Consider the following 26,489-nt stretch of genomic DNA (forward strand, 5'->3'; position numbering starts at 1 on the left):
GCATGTGTTAAGCACGCCGCCAGCGTTCGTCCTGAGCCAGGATCAAACTCTCCGTTGAAATCTATATGTCAACCACACCGAAGCGTGGATAACAGACTAACGAAAAACGATCCGATGCAATCAGAAACAAATCAAACTGACTTGAATCCAGAAAAATTACAAAGGAATTCCGACACGAATCAACGATGAACCAGATCTACCAACCTCGAAGAGGCCACTAGACCCACTTACACCGAGACCCGTGAACGGGGTTAATGCATATTTCGGCATTGACTTTCGGCACGCTGTTGAGTTCTCAAGAATCGGGCGCACACCGCGTCCGTAGCTTCCCAGCCAGGACTCCGGGGCAACCTGCGTTACTCTACCGGATCAGATCAACCGAGTCAAGCTCGACTTTCTGACCCTCCACCCCGCGTCTGAACTGCCGACCCGAGCCCGGAGGCGCGTTTCGGCTGCGTTAGCCTTTGGGGGGTTTGGAGCGTCCGGCCGCTTTCGCGTCCCGCACTCGCTCCAACAAGAAGAACATTACGTGGCTTGCAGGTGGCGGTCAAATCGGTTCCCGGTGGGCTGAATCACAGGGGTGTAATTTGCCCGCGGCATCGACTTTGTGGGATAGGTCGACCCACCACGGACAACCAGCTCATCCTTTGGCCGGCGAGGCCAGAACCCCTGCAAACGAACGCTTCCCACGCCGGAGTACGAGCGCACCGCCGGGCAGCAGGTCGTCCGCGCCAGGCACGTACTCGGGGTCGCTGACCTTCGCGTTGTTCAGGTATCCCCCGCCCTCCGCGACAGTCCTCCGCGCGGCCGACTTGCTGGCTACCAGCCCGGCCTTCACCAGGAGGTCGCCGTACGTCGGCATCGGCTCGCCGGCCGCGAGCTCTACATGCGGTGCTTCTCGTAGCGCGGCTACCAGCGTTTCGCCGTTGAGCGCTGCCAGTTCCCCCTGGCCGAAGAGGGCCCTCGACGCCTCCTGGACGCGTCGGGTCTCCTCCTCACCGTGCACCAGCGTCGTCACGTCCTCGGCGAGGACTCGTTGGGCCTCCCGCGCGTACGGGCGCTCCGAGGTTGCCTTCTCGAGCTCAGCGATCTCCTCAGCCGAGCGGAACGTATAGAAGCGCACCAGCTGCATCACGTCACGGTCATCGGTGTTGAACCAGAACTGGTAGAACGCGTACGGCGAAGTCAGCTCCCGGTCCAGCCAGACGGTCCCCGACTCGGTCTTGCCGAACTTGGTCCCGTCCGCCTTGGTCACCAGCGGCGTCGCCAACGCGTGTGCCTTGCCGGACTCGGTACGCCGGATCAGCTCGACCCCCGCCGTGAGGTTGCCCCACTGGTCGCTGCCACCTGTCTGCAGCGTGCACCCGTACCGCCGGTACAGCTCCAGGTAGTCCAGCGACTGCAGCAGCACATAGCTGAACTCTGTGTAGCTGATTCCCTGCTCGAGCCGGGCCTTCACCACCTCGCGGCCGAGCATCCGGTTCACCGGGAAGTGCTTGCCGATGTCCCGGAGGAAGTCGAGCGTGTTGAGGTCCTTGGTCCAGTCGTAGTTGTTGACTATTCGCGCGGGGTTCGGCAGGGACTTGTCGAAGTCCACGAACCGCTCCACTTGGCTCTGGACACGCTCCACCCACTGCTGCACGACGTCCTTGGGGTTCAGCACCCGCTCGGACGACTCCTTGGGATCACCGATCAGGCCAGTGGCTCCACCGACCAGGCCGATCGGGTTGTGGCCGGCCAACTGCAGCCGCCGCAGGGTCAGAAGCTGCAGCAGGTTGCCCATGTGGAGACTCGGCGCGGTCGGGTCGAAGCCGACGTACGAGGTGATCGGGCCGGCCGCCATCGCGGCTCGCAGAGCATCGGGATCGGTGGAATGCGCGATCAGGCCACGGCTGTCCAGGTCGTCGAGCACCTGGGTGCGGCTTGCGGTCCCGCTGTCGGTCACTTGGTCTCTCCTCGTGTACGTCGGATCAACCACAAGCGTGCCAGTAGCTCCCCAGAGGGCGTCAGGTGGCCTCAGGGCGGGACAGGACCGCGCGGAGCTGAGCTACCAGCGCGTGCCCGTCCGGGCCGTGCACCGTGGCGGCAGTCGGTCGATGTGGATCGTGTGCACCCGGGTCCGGGTTGGGCACCGGCAGACCGTGTGACAGCACCTGCTCTGCAGGGGTCAGCTGGCGGATGCCGATGGCTCGCACGTGGTCGGGATCCGTCTGGGCGAAGTCGCCGTACAGCTGCGGGTCGTGCTGGCCGTCGTCGCCTAGCAGGACCCACCGCACATTGGGGAACTCCGTCGCCAGTCGTCGCAGCGCAGTGCGCTTGTGCTCGCGACCACTTCGGAACCAGCCGGTGTTCGTCGGCCCCCAGTCAGTCAGCAGCATCGGGCCGGCCGGATAGCCGTGGCGCGCGAGGAACCTGGTCAGCGTCGGTGCCGTGTTCCAGGCTCCCGTCGACAGGTAGAAGATCGGCGCACCCGGATGGTCGGCCAGCAACTCCGAGTACATCTCGGCCATGCCTGGCACCACCCGTCGCGCGGACTCGTCGCGGACGAAGGTGTTCCAAGCGGCGATCATCGGACGCGGCAGCATCGTCAGCATCACCGTGTCGTCGATGTCGCTGACCAGTCCGAAAGTCGCGTCCGGGTCCGGCACGAAGACCTTGCCACGCGCCTGGCGCTCGCCGCGCACGCCCAGGCTGATCTCGTGCCAGCCCGGCGCCAGCACGACCGGCACGGACAGGTCGACGAACCCGCCCCGGTCCGTGACCGCCTCGAAGGTCTGCCCGGCCACCGTCACAGACACCTGTACTCCGGTCGCGGGGGCCGTCACGAAGACCTTCCAGCCGCGGACCACCTGGTCCTCGTCGTACCGGGGCTGGTTGCGTGGGTCGCGGCTGAGGACGACGCGGGCCAGCACCCTGGTGAACTCCTGGGTGCCGTAGCCGACGTGGGGGATGATCCGTTCGCGCCAGCCGCGGCGGCGCAGGATCGCCTGCACGCCGGCATTGAACCAGTCCTCCAGCCGGGAGGAGTAGTGCGGACGGGCCATGTCAGGAAACCTACCCGTCCGACGGTTCCGTACGCCTGTTCGCCAGACTGTCGGCGGCGACCTTTACGGTCTCGATATGACTCGGACCTCTGCTGCTCTCGGGATGTGCTTCCCGCGCACCTATCCCGCCGCCCTGGTGAAGGATGTCGCCCGTCGTCTGGAGGGCGGTGGCGCCGACGAACTGTGGGTGATCGAGGACTGCTTCTTCACGGCCGGGCCGTCACTGGTCTCCGCCGCGTTGAGTGTCACGGAGCGCCTGACTGTCGGTCTCGGCATCGTGCCTGCCGTGGTCCGGACCGCCGCTGTCACCGCGATGGAGTTCGCCACCCTGGACGCGCTGGCGCCCGGGCGGTTTCTGCCGGGGATCGGCCACGGCGTGCAGGAGTGGATGGACCAGATGGGCGTCCGGCCGAAGTCGCCGTTGACCGCCTTGGAAGAGGTGACCGTCGCGGTCAACCGGCTGCTCGCTGGTGAGAACGTGACGATGGACGGCAAGTATGTCTCCCTGCGCGATGTGAAGCTGGATGCGCCGCCGGCCGAAGCGCCGCCGATCCTGCTGGGCGTCCGCGGTCCGAAGTCCATGGCGCTCGCCGGTCGCGTCGCTGGTGGCGTGGTGCTCGCGGAGCCGGCTACCCCGTCCTATGTGCGCGCCGCGTTCGAGCAGGCAGGGTCACCTGAGGGATTCGTCATGGCGGTCTTCAGCGCGTTCTGCGTGCGAAGCGACCGCAAAGCGGCGTACGAGTGGACAGCGCCGTGGCTCGCCGGGCAGCTCGAGCAGAAGAACCCCGCCCTGCTGACAGTGCCTTTCTACGACGACCTGATCAGCCGGTACGACGAGTCGGGCCTGCCCGGGCTCATCAGCATGCCGCAGGAGTGGTGGGCAGAGATCGGGCCGATCGGCACCATCGACGACGCAGCCGCGCACCTGGACGCGCTCGAAGCCGCCGGCGTGCACCACATCGGCCTCTTCCCCGACCCTGAGGTAGAACACGGCCTTCCCCAACTCGACCAGGTCCTCGAACTAGCCAACCGCTGAGGTCCCGACCTCGTTGCGTCCGAACAACTGCGGGGTCGGCCCCGCGGCTGTTCGGACGCAACGAGGTGGGGGTGTTACGGGGTGGTGGGGCGGCGTTTGGGGATGTGGGGGCGGTACGGCGAGACGGTTGGGTCGCCGGGGATCCAGAAGCGCCAGGGGCGGTCGGCTGCTTCGCGGAGGCCCACTCGCGGGCCGGTTGAGGGGATGCCGTCGAAGCCGGGGCCGGAGAGTAGTTGGATCGGGGACCCCCGATCCAAGAGGTCGGCGCCGTTGGACTCGCGGTCGACGCCGAGAGCAACGCACAACCGAGCCGGTCCGCGGGCCAGATCCCGATCGGCGATCGTCCGCTCACTGCTCCCGCTGCCGCGGCCGTTCAAACTCGCGGCCTGGCTCCGGCCAACCATGTTCCCGCGGCGGGCTCGGGCCAGCTCGGCGCCTTCGATGACTTCGCCCGCGCGGAGGAGGACCGCTGAGGGTTGGCCGTCGGGGCCCGCGCTGATGTTCATGCAGAAGTGCATGCCGTAGGTGAAGTAGACGTAGAGGTGCCCGGACGGGCCGAACATCACGGCGTTGCGCGCGGTCTGACCCCGATAGGCGTGTGAACCGGGGTCAGTGGGTCCGTCGTACGCCTCGACCTCGGTGAGACGGACCGCCACCGTGCCCTCGTCGGTCGAGCTGCGCAGGACCATCCCGAGCAACCTCGGCGCGACTTCGAGAACCGGCTCAGCCAGGAGCGCACGGCGTACAGGCATGCCGGGAACTCTAAGCGAGGAGTCAAACGAGAACAGCGGCCGCAGGACTAGGCAAGGCGGGTGGCGTGGGTGGCTGCGCGGCTGCGGAGTTCGGTCAGTTGTTCGGCTACTCGGGGGGTTGCGGTGCCGCCGCGGCCGTTGCGGGAGGCGATAGAGCCTTCGACGCTGAGGACCGAGCGGACATCGGGGGTGAGGAACGGGGAGATCGCCGCAAGGTCGGAGTCGGAGAGGTCCCAGAGCTCGATGCCGCGCTTCTCGCAGGCCTGGACGCAGGCGCCGGCGAGTTCGTGCGCGACGCGGAACGGGACCTTCTGCCTCACCAGCCACTCGGCGATGTCCGTCGCCAGCGAGAACCCCTGCGGCGCGAGCTCCTGCAGCCGCTCGGTGTTGAACCGCAGGGTGCGGATCATGCCGGTGAACGCCGGCAGCAGCACCTCGAGGGTGTCGACGGAGTCGAAGACCGGCTCCTTGTCCTCCTGCAGGTCCCGGTTGTACGCGAGCGGCTGAGCCTTCAGCGTCGCCAGCAGCCCGGTCAGGTTGCCGATCAGCCGACCCGACTTGCCGCGGGCGAGCTCGGCGATGTCCGGGTTCTTCTTCTGCGGCATGATGCTCGACCCGGTCGAGAACGCATCGTCCAGCTCGACGAAGCCGAACTCCTTGGTCGCCCAGATGATCACTTCCTCGGCCTGCCGGGACACGTCGACGCCGATCTGCGCGGTGATGAACGCGAACTCCGCCACGAAATCGCGCGCGGCGGTGCCGTCGATCGAGTTCGGCGAGGAGTTCGTGAAGCCGAGCTCGGTCGCGACGAACTGCGGGTCGAGGCCCAGCGACGAACCGGCAAGAGCACCCGACCCGTACGGCGAGTCCGCGGCGACGCGGTTGTCCCATTCGGCCAGCCGGTCGAGATCGCGGACCAACGGCCAGGCGTGCGCCAGCAGGTGATGCGAGAGAAGTACCGGCTGGGCGTGCTGGAGGTGGGTCCGGCCGGGCATCGCGACGCCCAGGTGCTGCTCGGCCCGGTCGGCGATGGTGTTCACCTGGTCGAGCACCAGGCGAGCGATGATCCGGCCGTGGTCGCGCAGGAAGCTCTTGAACAAGGTGGCGACCTGGTCGTTCCGGGACCGGCCGGCGCGGAGTCGGCCGCCGAGCTCGGCTCCCAGCCGGTCGAGGAGGCCGCGCTCGAGTGCGGTGTGCACGTCCTCGTCGTCCTCGGCGGGGAGGAAGGTGCCTGCGAGGACGTCGGCCAGGAGGCTGTCGAGGCCCTCGAGCATCTTGGTGAGGTCGTCGTCGGTGAGGAGGCCGGCGCGGTGCAGGACCTTCGCGTGCGCCTTGGAGCCGGCGATGTCGTAGGGCGCCAGTCGCCAGTCGAAGTGCGTCGACTTACTCAGCGCCGCCAATGCATCCGCCGGACCGCCCGCGAACCGCCCACCCCAGAGTGCCGCGCTCTCGCCCTTGCTTCCCTGTCCTGAGTGCCCAGTCACACCGTCATCCTCTCAATCAGCATCGCCACGTCAGCACTAACCGCCGGCCCCGGTTCGAGCAGAGCGCGCGTCACAGGTGGGCGTCGCGTTTTGCGGCGATCTTGGAGGGGAGGCCCCAAAGGTCTACGAAGCCCTTGGCCAGGGACTGGTCGAACTCGTCGCCCTCGTCGTACGTGGCTAGGTTGAAGTCGTAGAGGCCGTGGTCGGAGCGGCGACCGGTCGGGACTGCCCTGCCTGCGTGCAGCGTCATCCGGACGTCGCCGGTCACGGGGCGCTGGGCTTCCTCGATGAAGGCGTCCAGTGCCTTCTTCAGCGGCGAGTACCACAGGCCGTCGTACGCGAGCTCGCCCCAGCGCTGGTCGACGCCTCGCTTGTACCGGGCGAGATCCCGCTCGACGGTGACGCTCTCGAGCTCCTGGTGCGCGGTGATCAGCGCGATCGCGCCCGGCGCCTCGTAGATCTCGCGGCTCTTGATGCCGACCAGCCGGTCCTCGACCATGTCGAGCCGGCCGATGCCCTGGGCGCCGGCCCGCTTGTTCAGCTGCTGGATCGCCTCCAGCACGGTGACCTTCTGGCCGTCGATGGCGACCGGGGTGCCGGCCTCGAAGCTGATGATGACCTCATCGGCCTCGCGCGGCTGCGACGGGTCGGAGGTGTAGGAGTAGACGTCCTCGATCGGGCCGTTCCAGATGTCCTCGAGGAAACCGGTCTCGACCGCGCGACCCCAGACGTTCTGGTCGATCGAGTACGGCGACTTCTTGTTCACGTCGATCGGCAGGTTCCGCTCCTCGGCGTACCGGATCGCCTTCTCGCGGGTCCACGCGTAGTCGCGTACGGGCGCGATCACCTTGAGCGCAGGGGCCAGCGCGCCGATCCCGACCTCGAACCGGACCTGGTCGTTGCCCTTGCCGGTGCAGCCGTGGCTGACGATGGTCGCGCCGTGCATCTTGGCGGCCTCGGCAAGGTGCTTCACGATCAACGGCCGCGACAGGGCGCTGACCAACGGATAGCGGTCCATGTAGAGCGCGTTGGCCTTCAGCGCGGGCAGGCAGAAGCCCTCGGCGAACTCGTCCTTGGCCTCGACCACGATGGACTCGACCGCTCCGCAGTCGAGCGCGCGCTGGCGGACCACCTCCATATCACCGGAGGCCTCGCCGCCGTACTGTCCGAGATCGATGGCGACGGCAACGACCTCCGCGCCGGTCTCCTCGCCGAGCCAACGGATAGCCACAGAGGTGTCCAGCCCACCGGAGTAGGCGAGAACGATCCGGTCCGTCACTTTGGTTCTCCCTGCTGGTGGTCCTGCCTGAAGTCGTTGCGGGCCGCGAGCTGGAGGAACCGGGCCGCCAGCGACTCTCCCCCGGCCGGGTCCCGCGACACCACCATCACGGTGTCGTCGCCGGCGATGGTGCCGAGTATGTCGTCCAGTCCCACGTGGTCGATCGCCGACGCGAAGTACTGGGCCGCACCCGGCGGTGTTCGCAGGATCACCAGGTTGGCGCTCCCCTCCGCCGAGACGAGCAGTTCGGAGGCGACCCGGGCGAGCCTGGCCTCGAAGGCCGCCGCCTCACCCGCGCGCGGCGTACGGTCGCCGCCTTCACCTGGTACTGCGTACACGAGTTGGCCGGCCGAGTCGCGGACCTTCACCGCACCGATCTCCACCAGGTCGCGGGACAAGGTGGCCTGACCGACGACGAGGCCGGCGGCGGCCAGCAGGTCGGCGAGCTCCGTCTGGGAGCGCACCGGCTGCCGGCCGAGCAGGTCGACGATGCGCTGCTGTCGCGCGGTCTTCGTGGTCGGTACGGCGATCATCATGAGCTGAAGTTCCTCGCCAGCAGCCAGGACAGCAGCGCCTTCTGCGCGTGCAGCCGGTTCTCCGCCTCGTCCCAGACGACTGACTGCGGGCCGTCGATCACCGCGGCCTCGATCTCCTTGCCCCGGTAGGCGGGCAGGCAGTGCAGCACGATCGCGTCGGCGTCTGCCTTGGACATCAGTTGCTCGGTCACCGCATACGGAACGAAGGGCGCCTCGCGCAACTCCGCCTCGAACTCCTGGCCCATCGAGACCCAGGTGTCGGTGGCAACGACATCCGCACCAGCGATCGCCTCCAAAGCGTCCTCGGTCCACGATGCGGAGCCACCAGTGGCAGCGCCGATCTCGGCAGCCTTGGCCAGCACAACCGGATCCGGCTGGTAGTCGGCAGGCGATCCGACGACCACATGCATCCCAGCCGTCGCGCCGCCGAGGAGGTAGGAGTGCGCCATGTTGTTGGCGCCGTCGCCGAGGTAGACCAGCTTCAAGCCAGCGGTCGACCCCTTGTGTTGCCGCACGGTCAGCAGGTCGGCCAGGATCTGGCAAGGGTGGAACTCGTCGGTCAGCGCGTTGATCACCGGCACCTGCGCGGCCCCGGCCATCTCCTCGATCCGGGTCTGCCCGGAGGTCCGCCAAACGATCGCGCCGACCATCCGGTCCAGCACGCGAGCGGTGTCGGCGATCGGCTCGCCGCGGCCGAGCTGCGAGGTCTGCGCGTCGATGATCAGCGGTACGCCGCCGAGCTCGGAGATGCCGACCGCGAACGAGATCCGGGTCCGGGTCGAGGTCTTGTCAAAGATCACGGCGACGGTCTGCGGCCCGGCCAGCGGCTTGTGCCCGAACCGGTCGCCGGCCAGCTGCTGGGCCAGCGTCAGGACCTCGTCCTGCTCGACCGGACTGAGGTCGTCGTCCCGCAGGAAGTGCCTGGTCACGGGGCCTCCAGGTTGATTGCGTCGAGCAGCCCGGGAAGGGCGGCGACGAAACTGTCGGCATCAGCCTTGCTCAGGATGTACGGCGGTGCCAAGCGAATGGCGTCCGGAATCGGGTTGTTGATGACGAACCCCGCCTCCAGCGCCTTCGCGGTCACCTGGTCGGAGACCGGCTTGGTCAGCTGGATCGCGAGCAGCAGGCCGCGCCCCCGGACACCGGAGATCAGCGGGTGGTCCAGCGCCTCGATCGCCGACACCAGCTGGTTGCCGATGGCATTCACATTGGCGAGCAGGCCGTCCCGCTCGATCACCGTCAGTACTGCGAGACCGGCGATCGCCGCGACCGGGTTGCCCCCGAAGGTGGTCCCGTGGTTCCCCGGCTGCAACAGCTCGGCAGCCGGGCCGAACCCGAGACACGCGCCGATCGGGATCCCCGCACCGAGGCCCTTCGCCACCGTCACGATGTCCGGAGTGATCCCCTCGGCCTGGAAGGCGAACCAGTCGCCCGTCCGGCCGACACCGGTCTGGATCTCGTCGATCCACAGCAGCGCGCCGTGCTCCGAGGTGATCTGCCGAGCCGCCCGCAGGTAGCCGTCCGGCGGTACGACGACGCCGTTCTCGCCCTGGATCGGTTCGAGAACCACCGCCGCCGTCTGGTCATCCACCGCGGCGGCGAGCGCGGCCGCATCGCCGTACGGGACGAAGGTGACGTCGCCTGGCAGTGGCGCGAACTCCTCCCGGTAGGCGGGCTTCCAGGTGATGGCGAGCGCGCCCATCGAGCGGCCGTGGAACGCGCCGATGGTGGAGACGATCTTGGTCCGGCCGGTCTTGCGGGTGATCTTGAAGGCGGCCTCGTTCGCCTCGGTGCCGGAGTTGGTGAAGAACACCTTGCCAGTGTCACGGCCAGTGTCCCGGCCAGTGTCACGGCCACTGTCACGGCCCTCGGCATCGAAGAGCGAGAGCAGCTTCTCGGCGAGCGCGATCTGTGGTGCGGAGGCGAAGAAGTTCGATACGTGCCCCAGGGTCGCGAGCTGACTCGTCACCGCGGACACCACGAACGGGTGCGCGTGCCCGAGTGAGTTCACCGCCAGCCCGCCGAGCAGGTCGAGGTACTTCCGCCCGTCGGCGTCCCACAGGTAGGCACCCTCGCCGCGGACCAGCACCCGCTTCGGCGGGCCGAAGGTGTTCATCAGGGCATTGGTGTACCGCTCGGTGAGCGCGGCTCCGGTGCCATCGACGGTGAGCAGTTCGGTCATGACGGAATCACCTGGGTTCCACTTCCGGCGTCGGTGAAGATCTCCAGCAGCAGCGAGTGCGGCACCCGGCCGTCGATCACGGTCGCCCGCGAGACGCCGGACTGGACCGCCCGCAGGCAGGCCTCCATCTTCGGCACCATCCCGGACGCCAGCGACGGCAGCAGCTCGGCGAGCTCGGCCGCGTCGATCTGGGTGATGATCTCGTCGCTCTCGGGCCAGTCGCGGTACAACCCGGCCACATCGGTCAGTACTACGAGCTTCTCCGCGCCCAGGGCGACCGCCAGCGCGGAGGCAGCGGTGTCGGCGTTCACGTTGTGCGCCAGGCCGTCCTCGTCGGGCGCGATCGTCGACACGACCGGGATCCGGCCGGCGTCGATCAGGTCGATCACCGCTTCGGGCCGGACCTCGACGACGTCACCGACGAGGCCGATGTCCACCGACTCGCCGTCGATCATCGCGCCGCGCCGCTCAGCGGTGAACAGGCCCGCGTCCTCACCGGACATGCCGACCGCGAACGGGCCGTGTGCGTTCAGCAGGCCGACCAGCTCCCGGCCGACCTTGCCGACCAGGACCATGCCGACGACATCCATCGTCTCGGGCGTGGTGACCCGCAGGCCGCCGCGGAACTCGCTGTCGATGCCCAGCCGCGCGAGCATGGCGCTGATCTGGGGACCGCCGCCGTGGACGACGACGACCCGCACGCCGCAGTGCCGGAGGAACACGATGTCGGAGGCGAACGCCCGCTTGAGCTCGTCGTCCACCATCGCGTTGCCGCCGTACTTCACCACGATCGTCTTGCCGTGGAACTCCTTCAGCCAGGGCAGCGCCTCGGTGAGGACCGCGGCCTTCTCGACCGCGCTCGCCTGGCCGGCCGTCGTCCCGAGGCCCGTCGTGGGGCTGGTCCCGAGGCTGGTGGTGGTGTCAGTCGTGGGGTTCGTCGTCATGTTGGTCGGCCGGGGGCTTGTCGTGGTCATGAGGAGTAGGCCGAGTTCTCTTCGACGTACGCGTGCGACAGGTCCGTCGTGAGCACGGTCGCGCTGGCGGAACCAGCGTGCAGGTCGATCACGACCTCGATCTCCGGACCACTCAGGTCGGCCTCGGACCGGTCGACACCCTTGCCGCCGGCAACGCAGATCGCGGCGCCGTTGAGGGTGATGTCGAGCAGTGCCGGGTCGAAGGCGGTAGGCGCGTTGCCGACGGCCATCGCGATCCGTCCCCAGTTCGGATCGGAGGCGAAGAAGGCGGTCTTGCAGAGGTTGTCCTCCGCGACCACCTTCGCGGCGGCGACTGCCTCGGCCTCGCTGGCCGCGTTCCGCACGGTGATGCTGACGTGCTTGGTGACACCCTCGGCATCCGCCTGCAACTGCTTGACGAGGTCCGCGGCCAGCGCGGTCAGCGCCTCCTCGAAGGCATCCGCCGCGACGGTGATTCCCGAGGCGCCCGAGCTGAGCAGCAGCACGGTGTCGTTGGTCGACGTGCCCCCGTCGACGTCGAGCCGGTTGAAGGTCTTGCCGACCGCGTTCCGCAGCGCGTGGTCGAGGTGGGGCTGGTCGAGCACGGCGTCGGTGGTGATGACGCTGAGCATGGTCGCCATGTTCGGCGCGCACATGCCCGAACCCTTGGCGAATCCGCCGATGCTCCAGCCGTCCGGATGCGTGAGCACCGCCTGCTTCGGGACGTTGTCCGTGGTCATCACCGCGGTCGCGGCTTGGAGACTGTGGTCGGCGGTGGCGCCCAGCGCAGCCACCGCCGCGTCGATGCCGGGAATCAGCTTGTCCATCGGAAGCCGCTCACCGATCAGCCCGGTCGAGCACACGCCGATCTCGGCGGCGCCGGCACCGAGCACCTCGGCGAGCTTCTCGGCGGACTTGTGCGTGTCCTGGAAACCCTCCGGCCCGGTGCAGGCGTTGGCGCCGCCCGAGTTCAGCAGGACCGCCTTCAGCTTGCCGGCCGTGAGGACCTGCTGCGACCACAGCACGGGAGCCGCCTTCACCTTGTTCGTGGTGAAGACGCCCGCTGCTCCGTAGTACGGGCCGTCGTTGACGACGACGGTGAGGTCCGGCTTGCCGGCCGGCTTGATCCCGGCGATCACCCCGGCCGCACGGAAGCCGGCCGGCGCGGTCACTCCGGCGCTCCGATCGACCTGGGTGTCCGGGTTGACTGCGACGGTCCCCCGGATTGTCATGGTGCTACTCCTACGAGGGGAAGGGCCAGGGTCTCGTCGAGACCGGTGGCCAGGTTCATGCACTGCACGGCGGCGCCGGCGGTGCCCTTGGTGAGGTTGTCCATGGCGGCCACGATCACGGCGCGGCCGACGCGCTGGTCGAGAGCGACCTGCAGCTGCACGGTGTTGGCGCCGAGCGTCGCCTGTGTTTGGGGCCACTGGCCCTCGGGCAGCACGTGCACGAAGGGCTCGTCGCTGTAGGCGTCGAGATACGCCTGTCGCAAGGCCTCGATCGTGGTGCCTTCGGTGATCGGCGCGCTGCAGGTGGCCAGGATCCCCCGGGCCATCGGCGCGAGCACCGGCGTGAAGGATGCACTGACTGTTTCGTCGGTGACGAGGCTGAGGTTCTGCTCGATCTCCGGCGTGTGCCGGTGCACGCCGCCCACGCCGTACGCGGTCGCCGAGCCCATCACCTCGGCGCCCATCAGGTGCGTCTTGGGACCCTTGCCCGCCCCGGACGTCCCGCTGACCGCGACCACCACCAGTTGGCCGGGATCGACGAGACCACTTTGTACGGCGGGGAGCAGGGCAAGGGTGGACACGGTGGGGTAACACCCCGGTACTGCGACTCGGTTCGCGCCGCGGAGCTTCTCCCGCTGGCCGGGCAGCTCGGGCAGACCGTACGGCCAGTGGCCGGCGTGCTTGCCGCCGTAGAACTCCACCCACGCCTCGGCCTCGATCAGCCGGAAGTCCGCGCCGCAGTCGATCACGGTGACGTCATCCCCGAGTTGCTCGGCGATGGCGGCGGACTGTCCGTGCGGGAGGGCGAGGAACACCACGTCGTGGCCGGCGAGGTTCTCGGCCGAGGTCTCGACCAGAGTGCGCCCGGCCAGCGGGACGAGGTGCGGGTGGTGCTCGCCCAGCGTCGTACCGGCGTTGCCGCCGGCCGTCAGCGTGCCGACCTCCACCCCGGGATGACCGGACAACAACCGGAGCAGTTCTCCCCCGGCGTATCCGCTGGCCCCAGCCACCGCAACCTTCAGGCTCATATGAATGAGTATGTCACACCCTGAAAGAATATCCAACGAGCACTGCCGCCGAACAGCATCACCTCCACGTTATCCACAGGGTTCGGACTGCCGACAGCCGAGGCGCGCCGGAGGGCCGGCAGGGACTCCGACGCGCCTCGGGGGCCGGTTAGGGGATGGACTTCCCGAGGGCCAGCAAGGCAGCGGGGACGAGGAAGGTGTAGACGGCGGTCAGGGTAAGGATGGCGCCGAGCACCTTGCCGGGGAGCTTGCCGTAGGTGGTCGCGGCCACTGCGAGGAACGCGATCACCCACACGACGAGGATCGACTGGAACATCCAACTGCCGTCGAAGAACTTCCACCAGAACAGCGGCACGATGGCCACGGCGACGGCGAGGTTCCCGATCGGACGGAGATCCAGGCCCTTGACCAGGGAGACTCCGAGGCCGGTGAAGAAGGTTCCGTAGAAGGTGACCAGCCCCCCGAGCGGAACACCGGTGGCGGGCGGAACGGTCCCGATGATCACCGCTGCCTGCAGCAGGTCCACGACGCCGGCGACCAGGGTGATCCAGCCGACCGTGGCCAACGGATCCGGTGCCCCTTCGGCACGCTTGGACCCGAGCCCGAGAAAGGCCAGTCCATTCATCCAGACAGCAAGCCCCGAGACCACGAAAATGACCGTGATTGGCGGCATGACAATTCCCTTCGTTGATTCTTCGAGTCACCCGGCCCGGATTGGGCCGGAAGAGATCGGGCGAAGGCTGCACGCCGCCAGGATTGTGTTATTTTGGGGGCGTTGCGGCCATGCCCTGGTCGACCAACGGCGTACGAATGCACACTCGGGCACCGTTGATCAATGAGGTTCAGGACAGCTGTGACATCGCGTGGGCCGCTGACCACGCAAGACGTACCAGGTCAGGCCTGGTCGGCGGCCCTCGCTCTCACGTCGGCGGGAAACCGGATTTCACCGCGACGTCGAAACAGTCGTGATTCGATGCGTTGATTCCTTTCGCCGGGAAAGCCCACCGTGGATTTGATCGCGGTGGGTACTCTCGTTCAACACAATTCAGCCATTGATAGTTGATCGAGAGCCAGTTTCGCAAGCATGCCATCCGGACTAATTCGATGTTACGAGAACGCTGCCGGTGTAACGCGTGCGGAACCCGGTCGCACAGTCCCGCCCGGCGCCCCGGCTCTCCCGCCCAGCATCGCCCTGAGGACCCCGCCGCCGTAACGCGAGAAGATCAGTAGATTCACTCAGGCGGAAGGCGCCGCCGGCCGCCAGGTTAGAGGCATGGATACCGATAAGTCAGCCAAGCGTGCAGAGCGGTACAGGGATCAAGACCAGCTCAGGACCTCGAACAGCGTTGTCGTGTTCCTCGGCTGGATCGCGGCCTCGCTGGTCGTCTTCGGGGTTGCAGTGGCGCTGGCGTCCGACCAACAGCCGTTCGGCTGCGATAGCGGGGACTGGTGCTTCAGCGACCGGGAACTGCTGCTCTTCCTCGGCTGGATCTTCGGCTTGTACATCCTGCTGGCACAACTCATCCTCGGCCTGGCGGTGACAGCCTTGCTGAATCGCTTGAAGCTGAGTTCATTCGCCACCGGCACGACCGGCTTCTTCACCACTGCCGCCGGCATCGCCCTCGTTCTGGCCTACCTCGCGCTCGGCTCGCGCTGACGCGGCTGTGACGGGCGTCATGTCACAACCGGCGGTGGTCCGCGTGTCCGGAGGAGTGACTGAAGGAGGCGGACGAATGGACTTCGGCTACTGGGGTTGCCACCACCGCGGCGTCGACCCGATCAACCCGCAGGCTGTGCCAGAGTGGCGCAGCAGCGACGTCTACACGGATCTGGAGCACGCGGTGACGGACTACGCCGAGGCGATGACGGCTACACCCGAGCGGAGGCCGGCGTGAATCCCGAGGAGGAGTTGGCGGCGGAGTTCGACGAGCATCGGCCGGTGCTCGTGGGGGCGGCGTACCGGGTGGCCGGGAGTGTGGTCGACGCCGAGGACGTCGTCCAGGAGACCTGGTTGCGGTGGGCCGCGGCTGATCGCGCCGAGGTCCGGGATGTGCGGGCGTACCTGATCCGGATCACCACCCGGCTCGCGCTGAACCGGTTGCGGCAGCAGAAGTCCAGGCGCGAGCAGTACGTCGGACCTTGGTTGCCCGAGCCTCTCGCGTCCACCCCGGCTGAGGAGGATCCGGCCGCGGTCGCGGAGGTGGCGGACTCGGTCTCGATGGCGATGCTCGTGGTACTCGAGACGCTGTCGCCGTTGGAGCGCGCCACGTTCGTGTTGCGCGAGGTCTTCGACCTGCCGTTCAGCGAGATCGCGGGTACCCTCGGCCGGTCGGAGTCCGCAGTACGGCAACTGGCGCACCGGGCGCGCGAGCACGTGCACGCGCGCCAACCCCGGCACCAGGTCGACAAGGCACGGCACACCGAAGTGACGAGCCAGTTCCTGGCAGCCGCGTGGTCCGGGGACTTCGACCAGGTGGTATCGCTGCTCGCGCCGGATGTCGTGCTCGTCAGCGACGGTGGCGGCAAGCGCCAGGCGGCACTCCGCCCATTGCATGGCGCGGAGAAGATCGCCCGCTGGATCATCGGCAACGCCACCGGACCGGGGGCCGCCGGTTTCGAAACCCAACTGGCCGAACTCAACGGCGAGCAAGCGTTCATCGCGTACTCCGGCGACGAGGTCGACACCGTCGGCTACCTGGAGCTCGACGAGGACGGCCGGATCTACGAGATCTACGTGATCCGCAACCCCGACAAGCTCACCGCCATCCCACCCCGGACCGCCAACACTCACCAACCCGGCTCCTGACCCAGCTCCCCCGCTCAGCAGCGCGGCAGCACCGGCCCCGGCAGGGGTTTGGTGAGTGGCGCAGGTCCGGGACACCCGGCAGCGGGTAGGCTTCCTGCAACTGAGTCGCATCTGGGAGGGCGCATGGAGTACGTCGTGGTGGATCCGGACGGGGTGTTCGACGCCGGGTTGCGGGCGGATCTGCTGGATACGTGGATCGCGGCCACCGATGCGGGTGGGAGTGTGGGGTTCACCGCGCCGGCGCCGGTGCATCTGGTCGCGGACACGCTCGACCTGGCGCTCGAACGTGTTGCCGGGGGCAAGGATCTGCTCGGGGTGCTGCACAACGGCGAGCGGTACGTCGGGATGGGCCTGCTGGTCGGCAAGGACAGTGCGTTGAACCCGCACTGGCGGACCGTGCTCCGGGTGATGGTCCACCCGAAGTACCAGGGCGGCGGTGCGGGCAGGCAGCTGATGAGCGGTCTGAGGCAGTCAGCCGTCGACCTCGGTCTGGAGCAGCTGATGCTGACGATCCGCGACGGCGGCAACCTGGAGAAGTTCTACGAGCCACTCGGCTACCGCGTCGTCGGGCGCCACCCCCGGGCGGTCCGGGTCGCGCCGGATGACTACCGCGACGAGATCATGCTGGTCACCGATCTCACCCGCTGAGGGGCAAGCCGTCTCCATCGATCAGAGCATCGCGACCAAGTAAGACGCGACCGGTTCAAGGTGTTGAGCGGCAATTGGAGCACCCACTATCGGCGGGCCCGGCGGGCTATTGCCGTCAGCGTGGCACCCAGTGCGGCCAGCAGTCCGCCCAGCGTGAGGAACAGGACCGAGGGGCCGCCGGTGTCCGGCAGGTCGGTCTTGCCCACCTGGACCTGCGTGGCCGGCTGGGCCCCGACGGTCACCTTCACCTGCGAGTCCACCGTCACGCCGTTCGTGTCAGCGACCCGGTACGCCTGCTTCGCCGTACCGATGAAGTCCCGCTCCGGAACGAGCCTGATCGTCCCGTCGGTACCGACCGTCCAGGTTCCGACGGCCGGTACGGCCACCCGCTTCCCACAGGTGGCCGGTCCGGTCACCAGGCAGACACTGCCCGGCTCCCAGACCGCGCCCTGGGTCGCGGCATCGTTGAGCAGCGGGTTCACGACCACCGGGTTGCCGGGACTGCCGGTACCACTGTCCGGGATGGCCTTCGCCCCGCTGGGACCACGCACAGTGATCTCCAGGCGGGCCGTGTCCGACGTCCCGTTCGCGTCGCGCACCCGGTAGGTGAGCGATCTGGCGGTACCGGCGAAACCCTTCACCGGGGTGTATCCGACGGTGCCGTCCGGCCAGGCCACGAAAGTCCCCTCGCCCTGGATTGTCACCGAAGTCTTGTCCTTCCCATCGGCCGGGTCGCGGAGCACGACCGACGACGGGACCAGCGGCGCGGATGCATCACCGGCGCTGTCATTCGCGAGCACTGCCACGGTCACCGCGGCACCGAACGCAGTGGTCGCCACGTCATCGACCGCATCGGGTCGGACGGGGGCCACCATCACTGCGACGGTGGAGCGCGCCGCGTTCCGGTTGCTGTCCTTCACCTCGTACGCCGTGGGTCGCGTCGTGCCGGTGAATCCTGCCACCGGAGCGAAGGTGATCTTGCCATTGGCAACGGTGTAGGTCCCCTGCCCCGGCACGGTGACACTGCCGACGAGGTCGCGCCGAGCATCGACCAGCAACAGCGTCGCCGGATCGAGCGAGGCGCCTGCCCCGGGTTCGTCGTTCGCCAACGGGTCGAACGTCACGGCGAGGTGTTGCTTCGTCCGCGCCAGATCCGGCAAGGCCACCGGCTTCGACCCCACGGTCACGATCAGCGTCGCCGTCGCGGAGCTCCCGTTGGCATCGCTCACCTGATAGGTCACCGGCGTGGTCGCACCGGTGAATGCCGCCTCCGGCATCAGCCGGACTCCGCCGTCCGGTTGAACGGTGAAGGTCCCCTGCCCGGGTACCCCCAGGCTCGCCACCGCATCACCCGTCGCCGGGTCGATCACCCGCACACTGGTCGGCACCAGCGGCGCGCTCGGATCCCCCGGCTTGTCGTTCGCCAGGACCAGCACAGTCACCGCGGCACCGAAGGCCGTGGATGCCGTGTCGTCCACCGCATCGGGCACGATCGGCATCACCAGCACCGTGAAGGTCGAGGTTGCCTTGTTCCCGGCCGAGTCCGCGACCTGGTAGGCGACCGAACTCGGCCCGCTGAACGACGGCACGGGGTCGAAGGTGATCTTCCCCGTCACTGCGTCGACCTGGTACTTCCCCTGGCCGGCAATGGAAAGTCCCGTGACCCAACTGCGCCCGTTGAAGACCCGAACCGAGGTCCTCACCAACTCGGCTCCGGTGCCCGCCTCGTCGTTGCCCAGCGGATCCACCGTGACGTCGCGGTTCTGCTTCGTAGTACTGGTGTCCGGCTTCGCCTCGGGGCCCTTGCCGACGGTCAGGAACAGCAGGCCGTCCGCGGTGGTTCCGTTGGCGTCGCTCACCCGGTACGCCGTTGGGCTGGTCGCGCCCCGGAAGTCTTTGGCCGGAGTGAAGGTGATCGAGCCGTCCGGGTCCACGGCGTAGCGGCCTTCCCCGGCCTTGGTCACGGTCTTCTTGAAGGTCGAGTCGACCGGGTCCTTCAGCAGCAGGCTGCCCGGCACCAGCGGCACAGTCGGATCGCCCGGTTTGTCGTTGGCCAGCACCTTCACGGTGATCGGCTGGTTGAAGAGGGTGATCGCCGAGTCGTCGACGGTGAACGGCACGACCTGGGTGACGCTCATTCCGAGGGGCGCGGTCGCGGTGCTCTTGTTCGAGTCGGCCACGCGATACGTGATCGGCCGGGCCGCCCCGTGGAACGACGGCAGCGGACCGAAAACGACGGCTCCACCGGGCTGCACGGTGTAGGTACCTTGGCCCGCGACGGTGACGGTCTTGCTGAAGCCGTCCCCTCTCGTACCCGGATCACGCAGCACCACTGAGGTCGGATCGAGCTTCGCATCGGTGCCCGGCGAATCGTTCGAGAGGACATTCACCGTCACTGTGATGCCCTGCAACGTCGATGCCTCGTCGGGACGGGCGACGGGCGGCGCACCGACGGTGATCCTCAGCACCGAGGAAGCAGTGGTCCCGTTGCCATCGGCAACTTGGTAGGACAGGTCGGCGGTCGAACCGGTGAAGGTCGGCGCGGGGTCGAAGGTCACCAGACCGGCCGCTGCCGTGTAGACGCCTTCGCGATCGATCGTCACCTTGGTCTTCAACAGCCCGTCGGCGGGATCCTTCAGGCGCAATGATCCCGGCACCAACGGCGCGCTCGGGTCGCCGGCCATGTCATTGGCGAGCACGTTCAGCTTGACCATCGTGTCGAACGGTGTGACCGCGTGGTCCTCTGTCGCCGTCGGCTCGATCGGCGTGACGCTGATCGTGATCGTCGATCGGGCCACCTGGTCGAACTTGTCAGTGGCCCGATACGTCACGGCGGTCGCAGTACCGGTGAAGGTCGGCAGCGGGTTGAAGGTGACGGCGCCGCCCGAGGAACTCAGCCCGGCGGCTGCCGCGTTCACCCGGTAGCTGCCCTCGCCCGCGATCTCGACTGTCTTCTTCGGCGAGCCGTCCGCCGGGTCGATCAAGGCCAGGCTGAGCGGGTCCAGCCCGGCCCCGTCATTGGCCAGCGGGTCGAGCGTGACCGGTAGACCTTGCTTGACGGTCGCTGTGTCGGGCTTCGCCTCAGGCACCGGCGGCTTCGCCACGGTGATCGTCAGCGTCGCCTTCGCGGTGGTGCCGTTGACGTCCGAGACCGTGTAGGTCAGGGGCGTCACCTGGCCCGTGTACGGCGGCAGCGGATCGAAGTCGACAGTGCCGTCGGGCTGCGCCACGAAGATCCCCTGCTCCGCGACAGTCACGCGGGGAGTCGGCTGCTGCGTCTGCGGGTCGATCAGCCGTACGCTTCCCGGCACCAACGGCACCGCCGGATCGCCCGCCGTGTCGTTCGCCACGACGGCAACGGTGACGTCGGTGTCGTACGCCGTGGTCACGGTATCGTCCGTCGCGTCCGGCTGGACCCGGGTCACCTCCGCCTCGAGAGTCGACATACCGATCGCGTCGTTGCCGTCCGCAACGAGGTACGTCACCGGTGTCGCCTTGCCGCTGAAGGTAGGCAGCGGCTCGAACAGGATCCGGCCGTCCGGCTTCGCGCTGTACCGGCCCTGACCGGCGACCACCAGCGTCGTCACAGGCTCGCTCTTGACCGGCGGGATCAGCCGGACAGTGCCTGGATCCAGCGGAGAGCCGGTTGGGCCTGGCTTGTCGTTGTCGAGTACGGCGACGAACACCGCCTGGCCCTGCAAGGTGGTCGCCGTGTCAGGGTTGGCGACCGGCGGCCCGGGCGCGTCCACCGAGACGGTCAGTTGAGCGCGTGCGGCAGTGCCGTTCTTGTCAAGCACTTGGTAGCTGACCGCGGTGGTGGTGCCTTGGAATCCTGCCACCGGCTGGAAGGTCACCTTGCCCTCGGTAACCTCGTACGAACCCTGACGAGCGATGATCAACTTGGCGACGAGCTGACCGGCGGGATCGACCAGTTTCAGGCTGTCCGGGTTCAGCGGGGCGTCCGGCGAACCCGGCAGGTCGTTGTCGAGGACCGGGACGACCACGTTCGTGTTGAACGGTGTGGCCACAGAATCGCCGACCGCCTTCGGAGTCACCGGGGTCACCGTCACGGCGAGGTTGGACTCGGCGAACTGCCCGGTGCTGTCGGTGACCCGGTAGCCAAGGGTCGTGGCCACACCGGTGAACCGCGGCAGCGGGACCAAGTCGACAAGTCCGTTCGACCTCGCGGTGTACGTACCCTCGTCCGGGACCACCACGGACTTCTTGAACCTGGCGTCAGCCGGATCCCGCAGTACGACGGAGGCCGGGTCGAGCGTCACGCCCGGAGCGGCCTTGTCGTTGGCGAGCACGCTGAGCGCAGTACTGACGTTCTGCGGAGTGGTCGCGGTGTCCGGGGTGGCCACCGGTCGCGCCGGCAGCGCGACCGTGATCGTGAGCGTCGCCTTGGCGGTGATCCCGTTGCTGTCGGCAACGCGATAGGTGACCGGTTGGCCCTTGCCGACGAATCCCGGCACCGGGTCGAAGTCGATCTCGTTCTCCGCGGTGACCACGTACTTGCCCTCGCCGACGATGTTGACCATCTGCCTGCAGTTGTCGCCGTCGAGCAGGCAGAGCGAGTCGGGCTCGAGCGGCGTGGCCGGATCGCCCGGTCTGTCGTTGCCGAGCACGTCAGTAGTCACGCCGGTGTCGAACGCGGTCGTCGCCGTGTCGTTCACCGCGACCGGCGGGGGCGGCGGCGCGATGATGAACGGGTAGTCCTCGACCTCACCCGAATCCGCCGCACCCGTCGGCTTCTCGACCTGCGCGGGCGTGTACCCGACCCGCACCCGCGCGTACGACGTTCCTGCCGTGAGGCCCTGGAGGTTCGCCCAGTTGAGGGTCACGGTGCTCTGCCCAGCCGCGAAGGTGGCACACGCGCGCTCGCCCGGCTCGAAGCTGCCGCTCTTGTCCAGGTCGATCCACGCGCAGACCCGGCCGGCCTTCGACGTAGCGGTGAGGGCGACCGACGCGGAGTACGTCTTTGCTCTGGTGAGCAGCGGTTTGAAGGTCACACCGTCGTCGGCTTGATCCGGCGAGGTCGGGCCGGTGGTGCCGTTGGCGACAATCGCGTTGTCTTCGGAGGCGTCCTTGCCCAGCCGGACATCGCTGAGGACTGACCACGCCGCGCCGTAGGAAGCGGGTGCGTCACCGAAGTCCTCGCCCACCGATGCGACGACCGAGAAGACATCTCCGGAGGTCGGGGTATTGAAAGCCGGAAGGGTCGCGTTCTTGGTGAAGGCCGCGGTGAGGTCGAAGGCGACGGACTTCACCACGCCGTTGACCTGGACCGAACCGCAGGCGGCGGTGGCGCCCGCATTCGGTCCGGTGCCGGTCTTGGTGTTGATGCAGTTCGGTCCGGCATCGGGGTTCGCCGCGGTGATCGTGTCGGTCGTGACGGCGAGGTTGTTGCCCTGGCCGACCTTGCCGAGACTCAGACCGGCCGTGGTGAGCTTGAGGATCGCGTGCAACTCTGACTGCGCGCTGGGCCGGCCGTTCACGGTCTGGGTGGCCGCACCGCCGATGCCCGCGAAGTGCAGGATCGGGTCACGGACCGGCTGGGAGAACGCGACGACCACCGAGCCGCGACTTCCGCAACTCCCGGTCGACGCGCAGGTGCCGGTGTTCACGACGATGTCCTGAGCGGGCGTGGTCTTGGCGATGGCCGGCGAGTAGGTGCTGCCGGTGGTCCCGCGCACTCCCGCGGTCGTTGCGTCGAGCAACTCGGTCTGGCCGCTCGCCGAGATGGTCTGGGTCAGGCCTGAACCTGGCATCGTGGCGGTAGCGGTAGCGGTGGCGCCTTGGCCGAAGGGCGCCGAGGGCACCTGGTAGGCACCGGCTGCTAACGGGCTGAGGCCGAGAAGGCAGACCAGGAAGGCCACAGCGAATCGCCGGCCGAACCGCCTCCCCGCCATTCCCACCGCCCCTAGTCACACGTTGCCGCACAGGTCGGCCACGGGGCGGGCGGGCCAGCGTAGAGCTAACGCTCCACGCTGACCCTACGTTACGGGGCGATCACCGGTTGAGTTCGTAGATCCGGATCTGGCCCTGGCTGTGTCGCAGGGCGGCCAGTTGCGCGAGTCTCGGGGACACGCGCCCGTCGCGGAGGTCGGCGTACAGCCATCGAACGGCGTACTCGCGGCGGAGGCGCTGCAAGACCGCGGGGGTGGGCGCGTAGAGCGCCTGGTCGGTAATAGCGACGCGGTCCGGCCACGGCGATGGCTGCTGGGTGTAGCGCTTGCCGCCGACACCGTGGTTGGCCATGGCTTGGGAGGTGTAGGCCCAGCCCTCGATGACCGTACGGCGCCCGGCGATGCCGCTGACGATGTAGCCGCGGGCGTCGCAACCGGGTCGCTGTGGTCCGGCAGGGCGGCACCAGGTGTTGGTCGCGACCACATCGGTCGACCTGGAGTGACCGGCAAGCCAAAGCGCGGCACCAGCTTCGTCCGGATAGACCTGCCACAACTTCGACGTGAAAGTGTCCACACGAACATGGCTGCCGATATACAAGTTGCGCGCGACGACTCCGGCGACGGGCACCACCACGACCGTCAGCACCGCCAGCACGCCGCCGAGCCCGGCGAGCTTCGGCCACTGCCTGGCGATGAACCGCCAAGCGAAGACCAGTACGACGGTGACCGCGAGCACGACGATGACCGGGCGGGCAATCAGCAGGATCCTGTCGGCCTGCGAGTGTCCGGTCTGTTTGCCTCCCGTCCACAGCAGCAGAAAGGCGTAGAACGATCCGAGCAACAGCGCAGCGGGGACCAGCAGCAACGACGGCCGCCGCTTCTTGGCCAGGACGGCGGCGAGCCAGCCGACCGCGGCGAGGCTGAACGGGACAGCGCTGCGGACGAAGTACGTCTCACTCACCGACGGGTGATCCACCAGCAGGAAGGCGGCCCACCCGGCGATCAACGCGCCGAGCAGGAACCAGGCGAGCGGTTCGCGCCTGAGCTGCCGATTGGCGAGCACTCCGTAGCCGACGGCGGCGCCCAGCTGCGACATCACCGCCAGCGCGAGGAGGACCAGCACGCCGACCACGGACAGGACCCTGCCCGAAGTCAATGCAGGCAGGATGAAGCCACCCTCACCGGCCGGAGTCCTGTCGAGGGTGGCCGCGCGGTAGCCGACCTGCACCTTCAGCACGGCCAGCAGTTCGATGCCGGACCCGCTCGTGCTGCCCGCGACAGTGATGATGGTGCCGACGGCCGAGGCCACCAGCAACGAGCCGGCCGCGAGGAAGCGCAACGGCAGCTTGCGGTCCCGGATCAGCAGGAAGAGCGCGGCCAGACCGACCGCTCCGACCAGGATCGGCAGGATCGTCGGCTTCGAACCGCCGCCGACGACCGACACGGTCAACGCCAGCACCCAGAGTCCCTTGCGCCGCTCACCCCGGAAGAGCAGCTCGATCAGGAACACCGCCGCAGCCGCCCCCGCGATCATCCCGAACGTCTGGGAGGGGCTGAGCAGGCTCAGCGGCGGCGAGAGGTCGACGTCGTTGTCCCACCACATGGCCAGCTGCGACCCCGCGAAGAACGCCGCGGCGAGGATGCCGGTCCACCACGTGCGGCTGACCGTCCGGGCCAGCGTCGCGAAGACCAGCAGCGCGACAACGAGTATCGGCAGCAGCCAGAGCCGGTAGAGCACGATGACCGGCGACAGCTTGGTGATGTCCACCGCCGCGGCCATGTCGGCGTTCGCGAACCAGTGGTAGTCCAGCGACTCCCCCACCACCTGCGGCAACTGCGGTGGCACCGAGCGGGTCAGCTCGTTCACCATCGACAAGTGGTAGAGCAGGTCCGGGTAGTACGCCATACCGTTCGGCGGCATGGGGTGGTACGCCATCACACCGAAGGTGGCGCCGCCCAGGAGCACAGCGACGGAGACCGCCATTCCCCAGGTCCACAGCAACGGCAGCGGCTCGGGGTCCGCGATCCGCCAGTACCTGCGCAGACCGGGCACTGCCGCAAAGGCCGCGAGCACCAGGGCGGGCCAGACCGCCAGCCAGCTCTGCCAGCCGAGCGCGGTGAACACGGCCCAACCGATCAGCTGGTAGGTGATGCCGGTGACCGCTCCGAGCCCAACGTCCTCCGCCCAGTTCCCAGTACTTCGCCAGAGCGCGCGCAGGAGCAGGATTCCCGGCAGAACCACGCCGAGCACGAAGTAGGCGCCGTATTTCACGATCGGTCCGAGCGGGACGTCCAGCGAGATCAGCCCGATCAGCGCGACCAGACCGGGCAGTACCCACGCCACCAACCGCAACAGTGGCGCACCGGTCCCGAAGCGACCCCCCGCCGCGGAACCCGCTCGATGCGCACCCGACGACGCTGCCGCCCCGGACCTCGAGGCGACTTGCTCCGAGCCCGTGTTGACCACGTCGGTACCGCTACCCCCAGTGCTCATCAGGAACTGACGGTTTCCTCTTCGAGGGCCTTGTGGCCTTGGTCTTCCAGGCTGTCGTAGCCGACGAGGAACTGCGGCCGCTTCTGACTGGACTGGAACAGGCGGGCCACGTACTCCCCCAGCAGACCGAGGCACAGCAACTGGATCGCACCGATGACGCTGACCGCCAGGACCGTCGAGGTCCAACCCGGGACGCTGTTGCCGGCCAGCTTGACCACCAGCGCGCCGACCACGAACAGCGCGGACAGGACACCGCCGAGCAGACCGAGCCAGGTGGCCAGCCGCAGCGGTGCTGCCGAGAACGCGGTCACGCTGTCGAAGGCGAGCCGGAACATCTTGGACAAGTTGTACTTCGTGGTGCCGGCTGCGCGCTCGGCGCGAACGTACTTGACCTCGGTGCTCGGGAAGCCGAGCCACGGGATCACCAGCCGGAACACGCGGCCGTCCTCGGGCAGCGCGTTCACGGCGTCCACCACCCGGCGCGAGACCAGCCGGAAGTCGCCCGCGTCGAACGGGATGTCCTTGCCGACCAGGCGGCACATCAACCGGTAGTACATCCGGGCCGTGGTCCGCTTCCCCCAGCTGTCACTCGAGCGGTCGGAGCGCACGCCGTACACGACATCCACTTCGGACGTCCGGACCGCGGCGAGCAGCTCGGCGATCACCTCGGGCGGATCCTGCAGATCGGCGTCGATCGTGACCAGGTGGTTACCGCGCGCACGCCGGAATCCCGCCGACAAGGCCGCTTGGTGCCCGCTGTTGCGCAGCAGCCGGACGAGCCGGAGTTCCGGCCAGTCCACCGCAGCGGCCAGCAGCATCGACGCGGTCGCGTCCCGGCTGCCGTCGTCGACTACCAGCACCTCGTAGCTGACGCCGAGCCCGTCCAGCAGCGGACGCATCCGCTCGAAGAAGATCGGCAGCACCTCTTCCTCGTCGTACATGGGTACGACGACGGAGAGATCGGGGTCGATTTCCCGCATGTCCGGCAAGCCTCCAAGAATCAATACAGCTTCAGTGAGTTGAACGCGCCGAACCTCGAGAAGGACGTGTTCGAGCGAAGAACTGGCAGTAGTCGGCCGCGCTCCCCCGGGGTGCACTGCGCCGCC

General features: G+C 68.0%; 20 protein-coding genes. 5 read left to right on the forward strand and 15 right to left on the reverse strand.

Going from position 1 to position 26,489, the window contains the following annotated elements:
- Window positions 1-640: 640 nt before the first annotated feature.
- Window positions 641-1,945 (reverse strand): tyrosine--tRNA ligase, encoded by a 1,305-nt coding sequence (gene tyrS / locus ABD210_RS27165; RefSeq protein WP_344115116.1) that lies wholly within the window; start codon window positions 1,943-1,945, stop codon window positions 641-643.
- Between the two features lie 61 nt (window positions 1,946-2,006).
- On the reverse strand, window positions 2,007-3,044 hold the full coding sequence (locus ABD210_RS27170) for an App1 family protein phosphatidate phosphatase (RefSeq protein ID WP_344115117.1): 1,038 nt from the start codon (window positions 3,042-3,044) through the stop codon (window positions 2,007-2,009).
- A 76-nt stretch (window positions 3,045-3,120) separates the two neighbouring features.
- Between ABD210_RS27170 and ABD210_RS27175 the strand changes: the two genes are divergently transcribed.
- Window positions 3,121-4,080: an LLM class flavin-dependent oxidoreductase gene (locus ABD210_RS27175; RefSeq protein ID WP_344115119.1), complete on the forward strand. Its 960-nt coding sequence runs from the start codon at window positions 3,121-3,123 to the stop codon at window positions 4,078-4,080.
- A 74-nt stretch (window positions 4,081-4,154) separates the two neighbouring features.
- Here ABD210_RS27175 and ABD210_RS27180 read toward each other — a convergent pair whose 3' ends face one another.
- The 10 genes from ABD210_RS27180 to ABD210_RS27225 all read right to left on the reverse strand — a co-directional run bounded on the left by ABD210_RS27180 (window position 4,155) and on the right by ABD210_RS27225 (window position 14,199).
- The gene (locus ABD210_RS27180) at window positions 4,155-4,832 is read right to left on the reverse strand and encodes a DNA-3-methyladenine glycosylase (RefSeq protein ID WP_344115121.1); all 678 of its coding nucleotides are present in this window, start codon (window positions 4,830-4,832) and stop codon (window positions 4,155-4,157) included.
- Between the two features lie 47 nt (window positions 4,833-4,879).
- The gene (gene argH, locus ABD210_RS27185; RefSeq protein WP_344115123.1) at window positions 4,880-6,316 is read right to left on the reverse strand and encodes an argininosuccinate lyase; all 1,437 of its coding nucleotides are present in this window, start codon (window positions 6,314-6,316) and stop codon (window positions 4,880-4,882) included.
- A 70-nt stretch (window positions 6,317-6,386) separates the two neighbouring features.
- Window positions 6,387-7,595: an argininosuccinate synthase gene (locus ABD210_RS27190; protein ID WP_344115125.1), complete on the reverse strand. Its 1,209-nt coding sequence runs from the start codon at window positions 7,593-7,595 to the stop codon at window positions 6,387-6,389.
- Complete coding sequence (locus ABD210_RS27195; protein ID WP_344115126.1) at window positions 7,592-8,131, reverse strand: arginine repressor; 540 nt, start codon at window positions 8,129-8,131, stop codon at window positions 7,592-7,594. The genes ABD210_RS27190 and ABD210_RS27195 overlap by 4 nt, the downstream gene beginning before the upstream one ends.
- Window positions 8,128-9,060: an ornithine carbamoyltransferase gene (gene argF, locus ABD210_RS27200; protein WP_344115128.1), complete on the reverse strand. Its 933-nt coding sequence runs from the start codon at window positions 9,058-9,060 to the stop codon at window positions 8,128-8,130. Before argF ends, ABD210_RS27195 begins: the two co-directional genes overlap by 4 nt.
- Window positions 9,057-10,313 carry an acetylornithine transaminase gene (locus ABD210_RS27205; protein WP_344115130.1) on the reverse strand — a complete coding sequence of 419 codons (1,257 nt, stop codon included), beginning with the start codon at window positions 10,311-10,313 and terminating at the stop codon, window positions 9,057-9,059. Before ABD210_RS27205 ends, argF begins: the two co-directional genes overlap by 4 nt.
- On the reverse strand, window positions 10,310-11,287 hold the full coding sequence (gene argB, locus ABD210_RS27210; RefSeq protein ID WP_344115132.1) for an acetylglutamate kinase: 978 nt from the start codon (window positions 11,285-11,287) through the stop codon (window positions 10,310-10,312). Before argB ends, ABD210_RS27205 begins: the two co-directional genes overlap by 4 nt.
- On the reverse strand, window positions 11,284-12,498 hold the full coding sequence (gene argJ / locus ABD210_RS27215) for a bifunctional glutamate N-acetyltransferase/amino-acid acetyltransferase ArgJ (protein ID WP_344115133.1): 1,215 nt from the start codon (window positions 12,496-12,498) through the stop codon (window positions 11,284-11,286). The genes argB and argJ overlap by 4 nt, the downstream gene beginning before the upstream one ends.
- Window positions 12,495-13,526 (reverse strand): N-acetyl-gamma-glutamyl-phosphate reductase, encoded by a 1,032-nt coding sequence (argC, locus tag ABD210_RS27220; RefSeq protein WP_344115134.1) that lies wholly within the window; start codon window positions 13,524-13,526, stop codon window positions 12,495-12,497. The genes argJ and argC overlap by 4 nt, the downstream gene beginning before the upstream one ends.
- 148 nt (window positions 13,527-13,674) lie before the next feature.
- On the reverse strand, window positions 13,675-14,199 hold the full coding sequence (locus ABD210_RS27225) for a hypothetical protein (protein ID WP_344115136.1): 525 nt from the start codon (window positions 14,197-14,199) through the stop codon (window positions 13,675-13,677).
- Between the two features lie 600 nt (window positions 14,200-14,799).
- Here ABD210_RS27225 and ABD210_RS27230 point away from each other — a divergent pair.
- The 4 genes from ABD210_RS27230 to ABD210_RS27245 all read left to right on the forward strand — a co-directional run bounded on the left by ABD210_RS27230 (window position 14,800) and on the right by ABD210_RS27245 (window position 16,980).
- Window positions 14,800-15,183, forward strand: coding sequence for a hypothetical protein (locus ABD210_RS27230; RefSeq protein WP_344115137.1), 384 nt, complete (start codon window positions 14,800-14,802; stop codon window positions 15,181-15,183).
- A gap of 76 nt (window positions 15,184-15,259) precedes the next feature.
- Entirely contained in the window at window positions 15,260-15,421 is a 162-nt protein-coding gene (locus ABD210_RS27235) for a carboxymuconolactone decarboxylase family protein (RefSeq protein ID WP_344115138.1), read from the forward strand.
- Window positions 15,418-16,332, forward strand: a complete 915-nt coding sequence (sigJ, locus tag ABD210_RS27240; protein WP_344115140.1) for an RNA polymerase sigma factor SigJ — start codon at window positions 15,418-15,420, stop codon at window positions 16,330-16,332. The genes ABD210_RS27235 and sigJ overlap by 4 nt, the downstream gene beginning before the upstream one ends.
- Window positions 16,333-16,455: 123 nt before the next feature.
- Complete coding sequence (locus tag ABD210_RS27245) at window positions 16,456-16,980, forward strand: GNAT family N-acetyltransferase (protein WP_344115142.1); 525 nt, start codon at window positions 16,456-16,458, stop codon at window positions 16,978-16,980.
- Window positions 16,981-17,066: 86 nt separating this feature from the next.
- Here the strand turns inward: ABD210_RS27245 and ABD210_RS27250 are convergent, their stop codons facing one another.
- The 3 genes from ABD210_RS27250 to ABD210_RS27260 form a co-directional block, all read right to left on the reverse strand.
- Window positions 17,067-22,892: an Ig-like domain-containing protein gene (locus ABD210_RS27250; RefSeq protein WP_344115144.1), complete on the reverse strand. Its 5,826-nt coding sequence runs from the start codon at window positions 22,890-22,892 to the stop codon at window positions 17,067-17,069.
- A 100-nt stretch (window positions 22,893-22,992) separates the two neighbouring features.
- On the reverse strand, window positions 22,993-25,233 hold the full coding sequence (locus ABD210_RS27255; RefSeq protein WP_344115146.1) for a hypothetical protein: 2,241 nt from the start codon (window positions 25,231-25,233) through the stop codon (window positions 22,993-22,995).
- 149 nt (window positions 25,234-25,382) lie between these two features.
- The gene (locus ABD210_RS27260; RefSeq protein WP_344115148.1) at window positions 25,383-26,363 is read right to left on the reverse strand and encodes a glycosyltransferase family 2 protein; all 981 of its coding nucleotides are present in this window, start codon (window positions 26,361-26,363) and stop codon (window positions 25,383-25,385) included.
- Between the last annotated feature and the right edge of the window lie 126 nt (window positions 26,364-26,489).

It is taken from the genome of Kribbella alba (assembly GCF_039529635.1).
Taxonomy (GTDB): domain Bacteria; phylum Actinomycetota; class Actinomycetes; order Propionibacteriales; family Kribbellaceae; genus Kribbella; species Kribbella alba.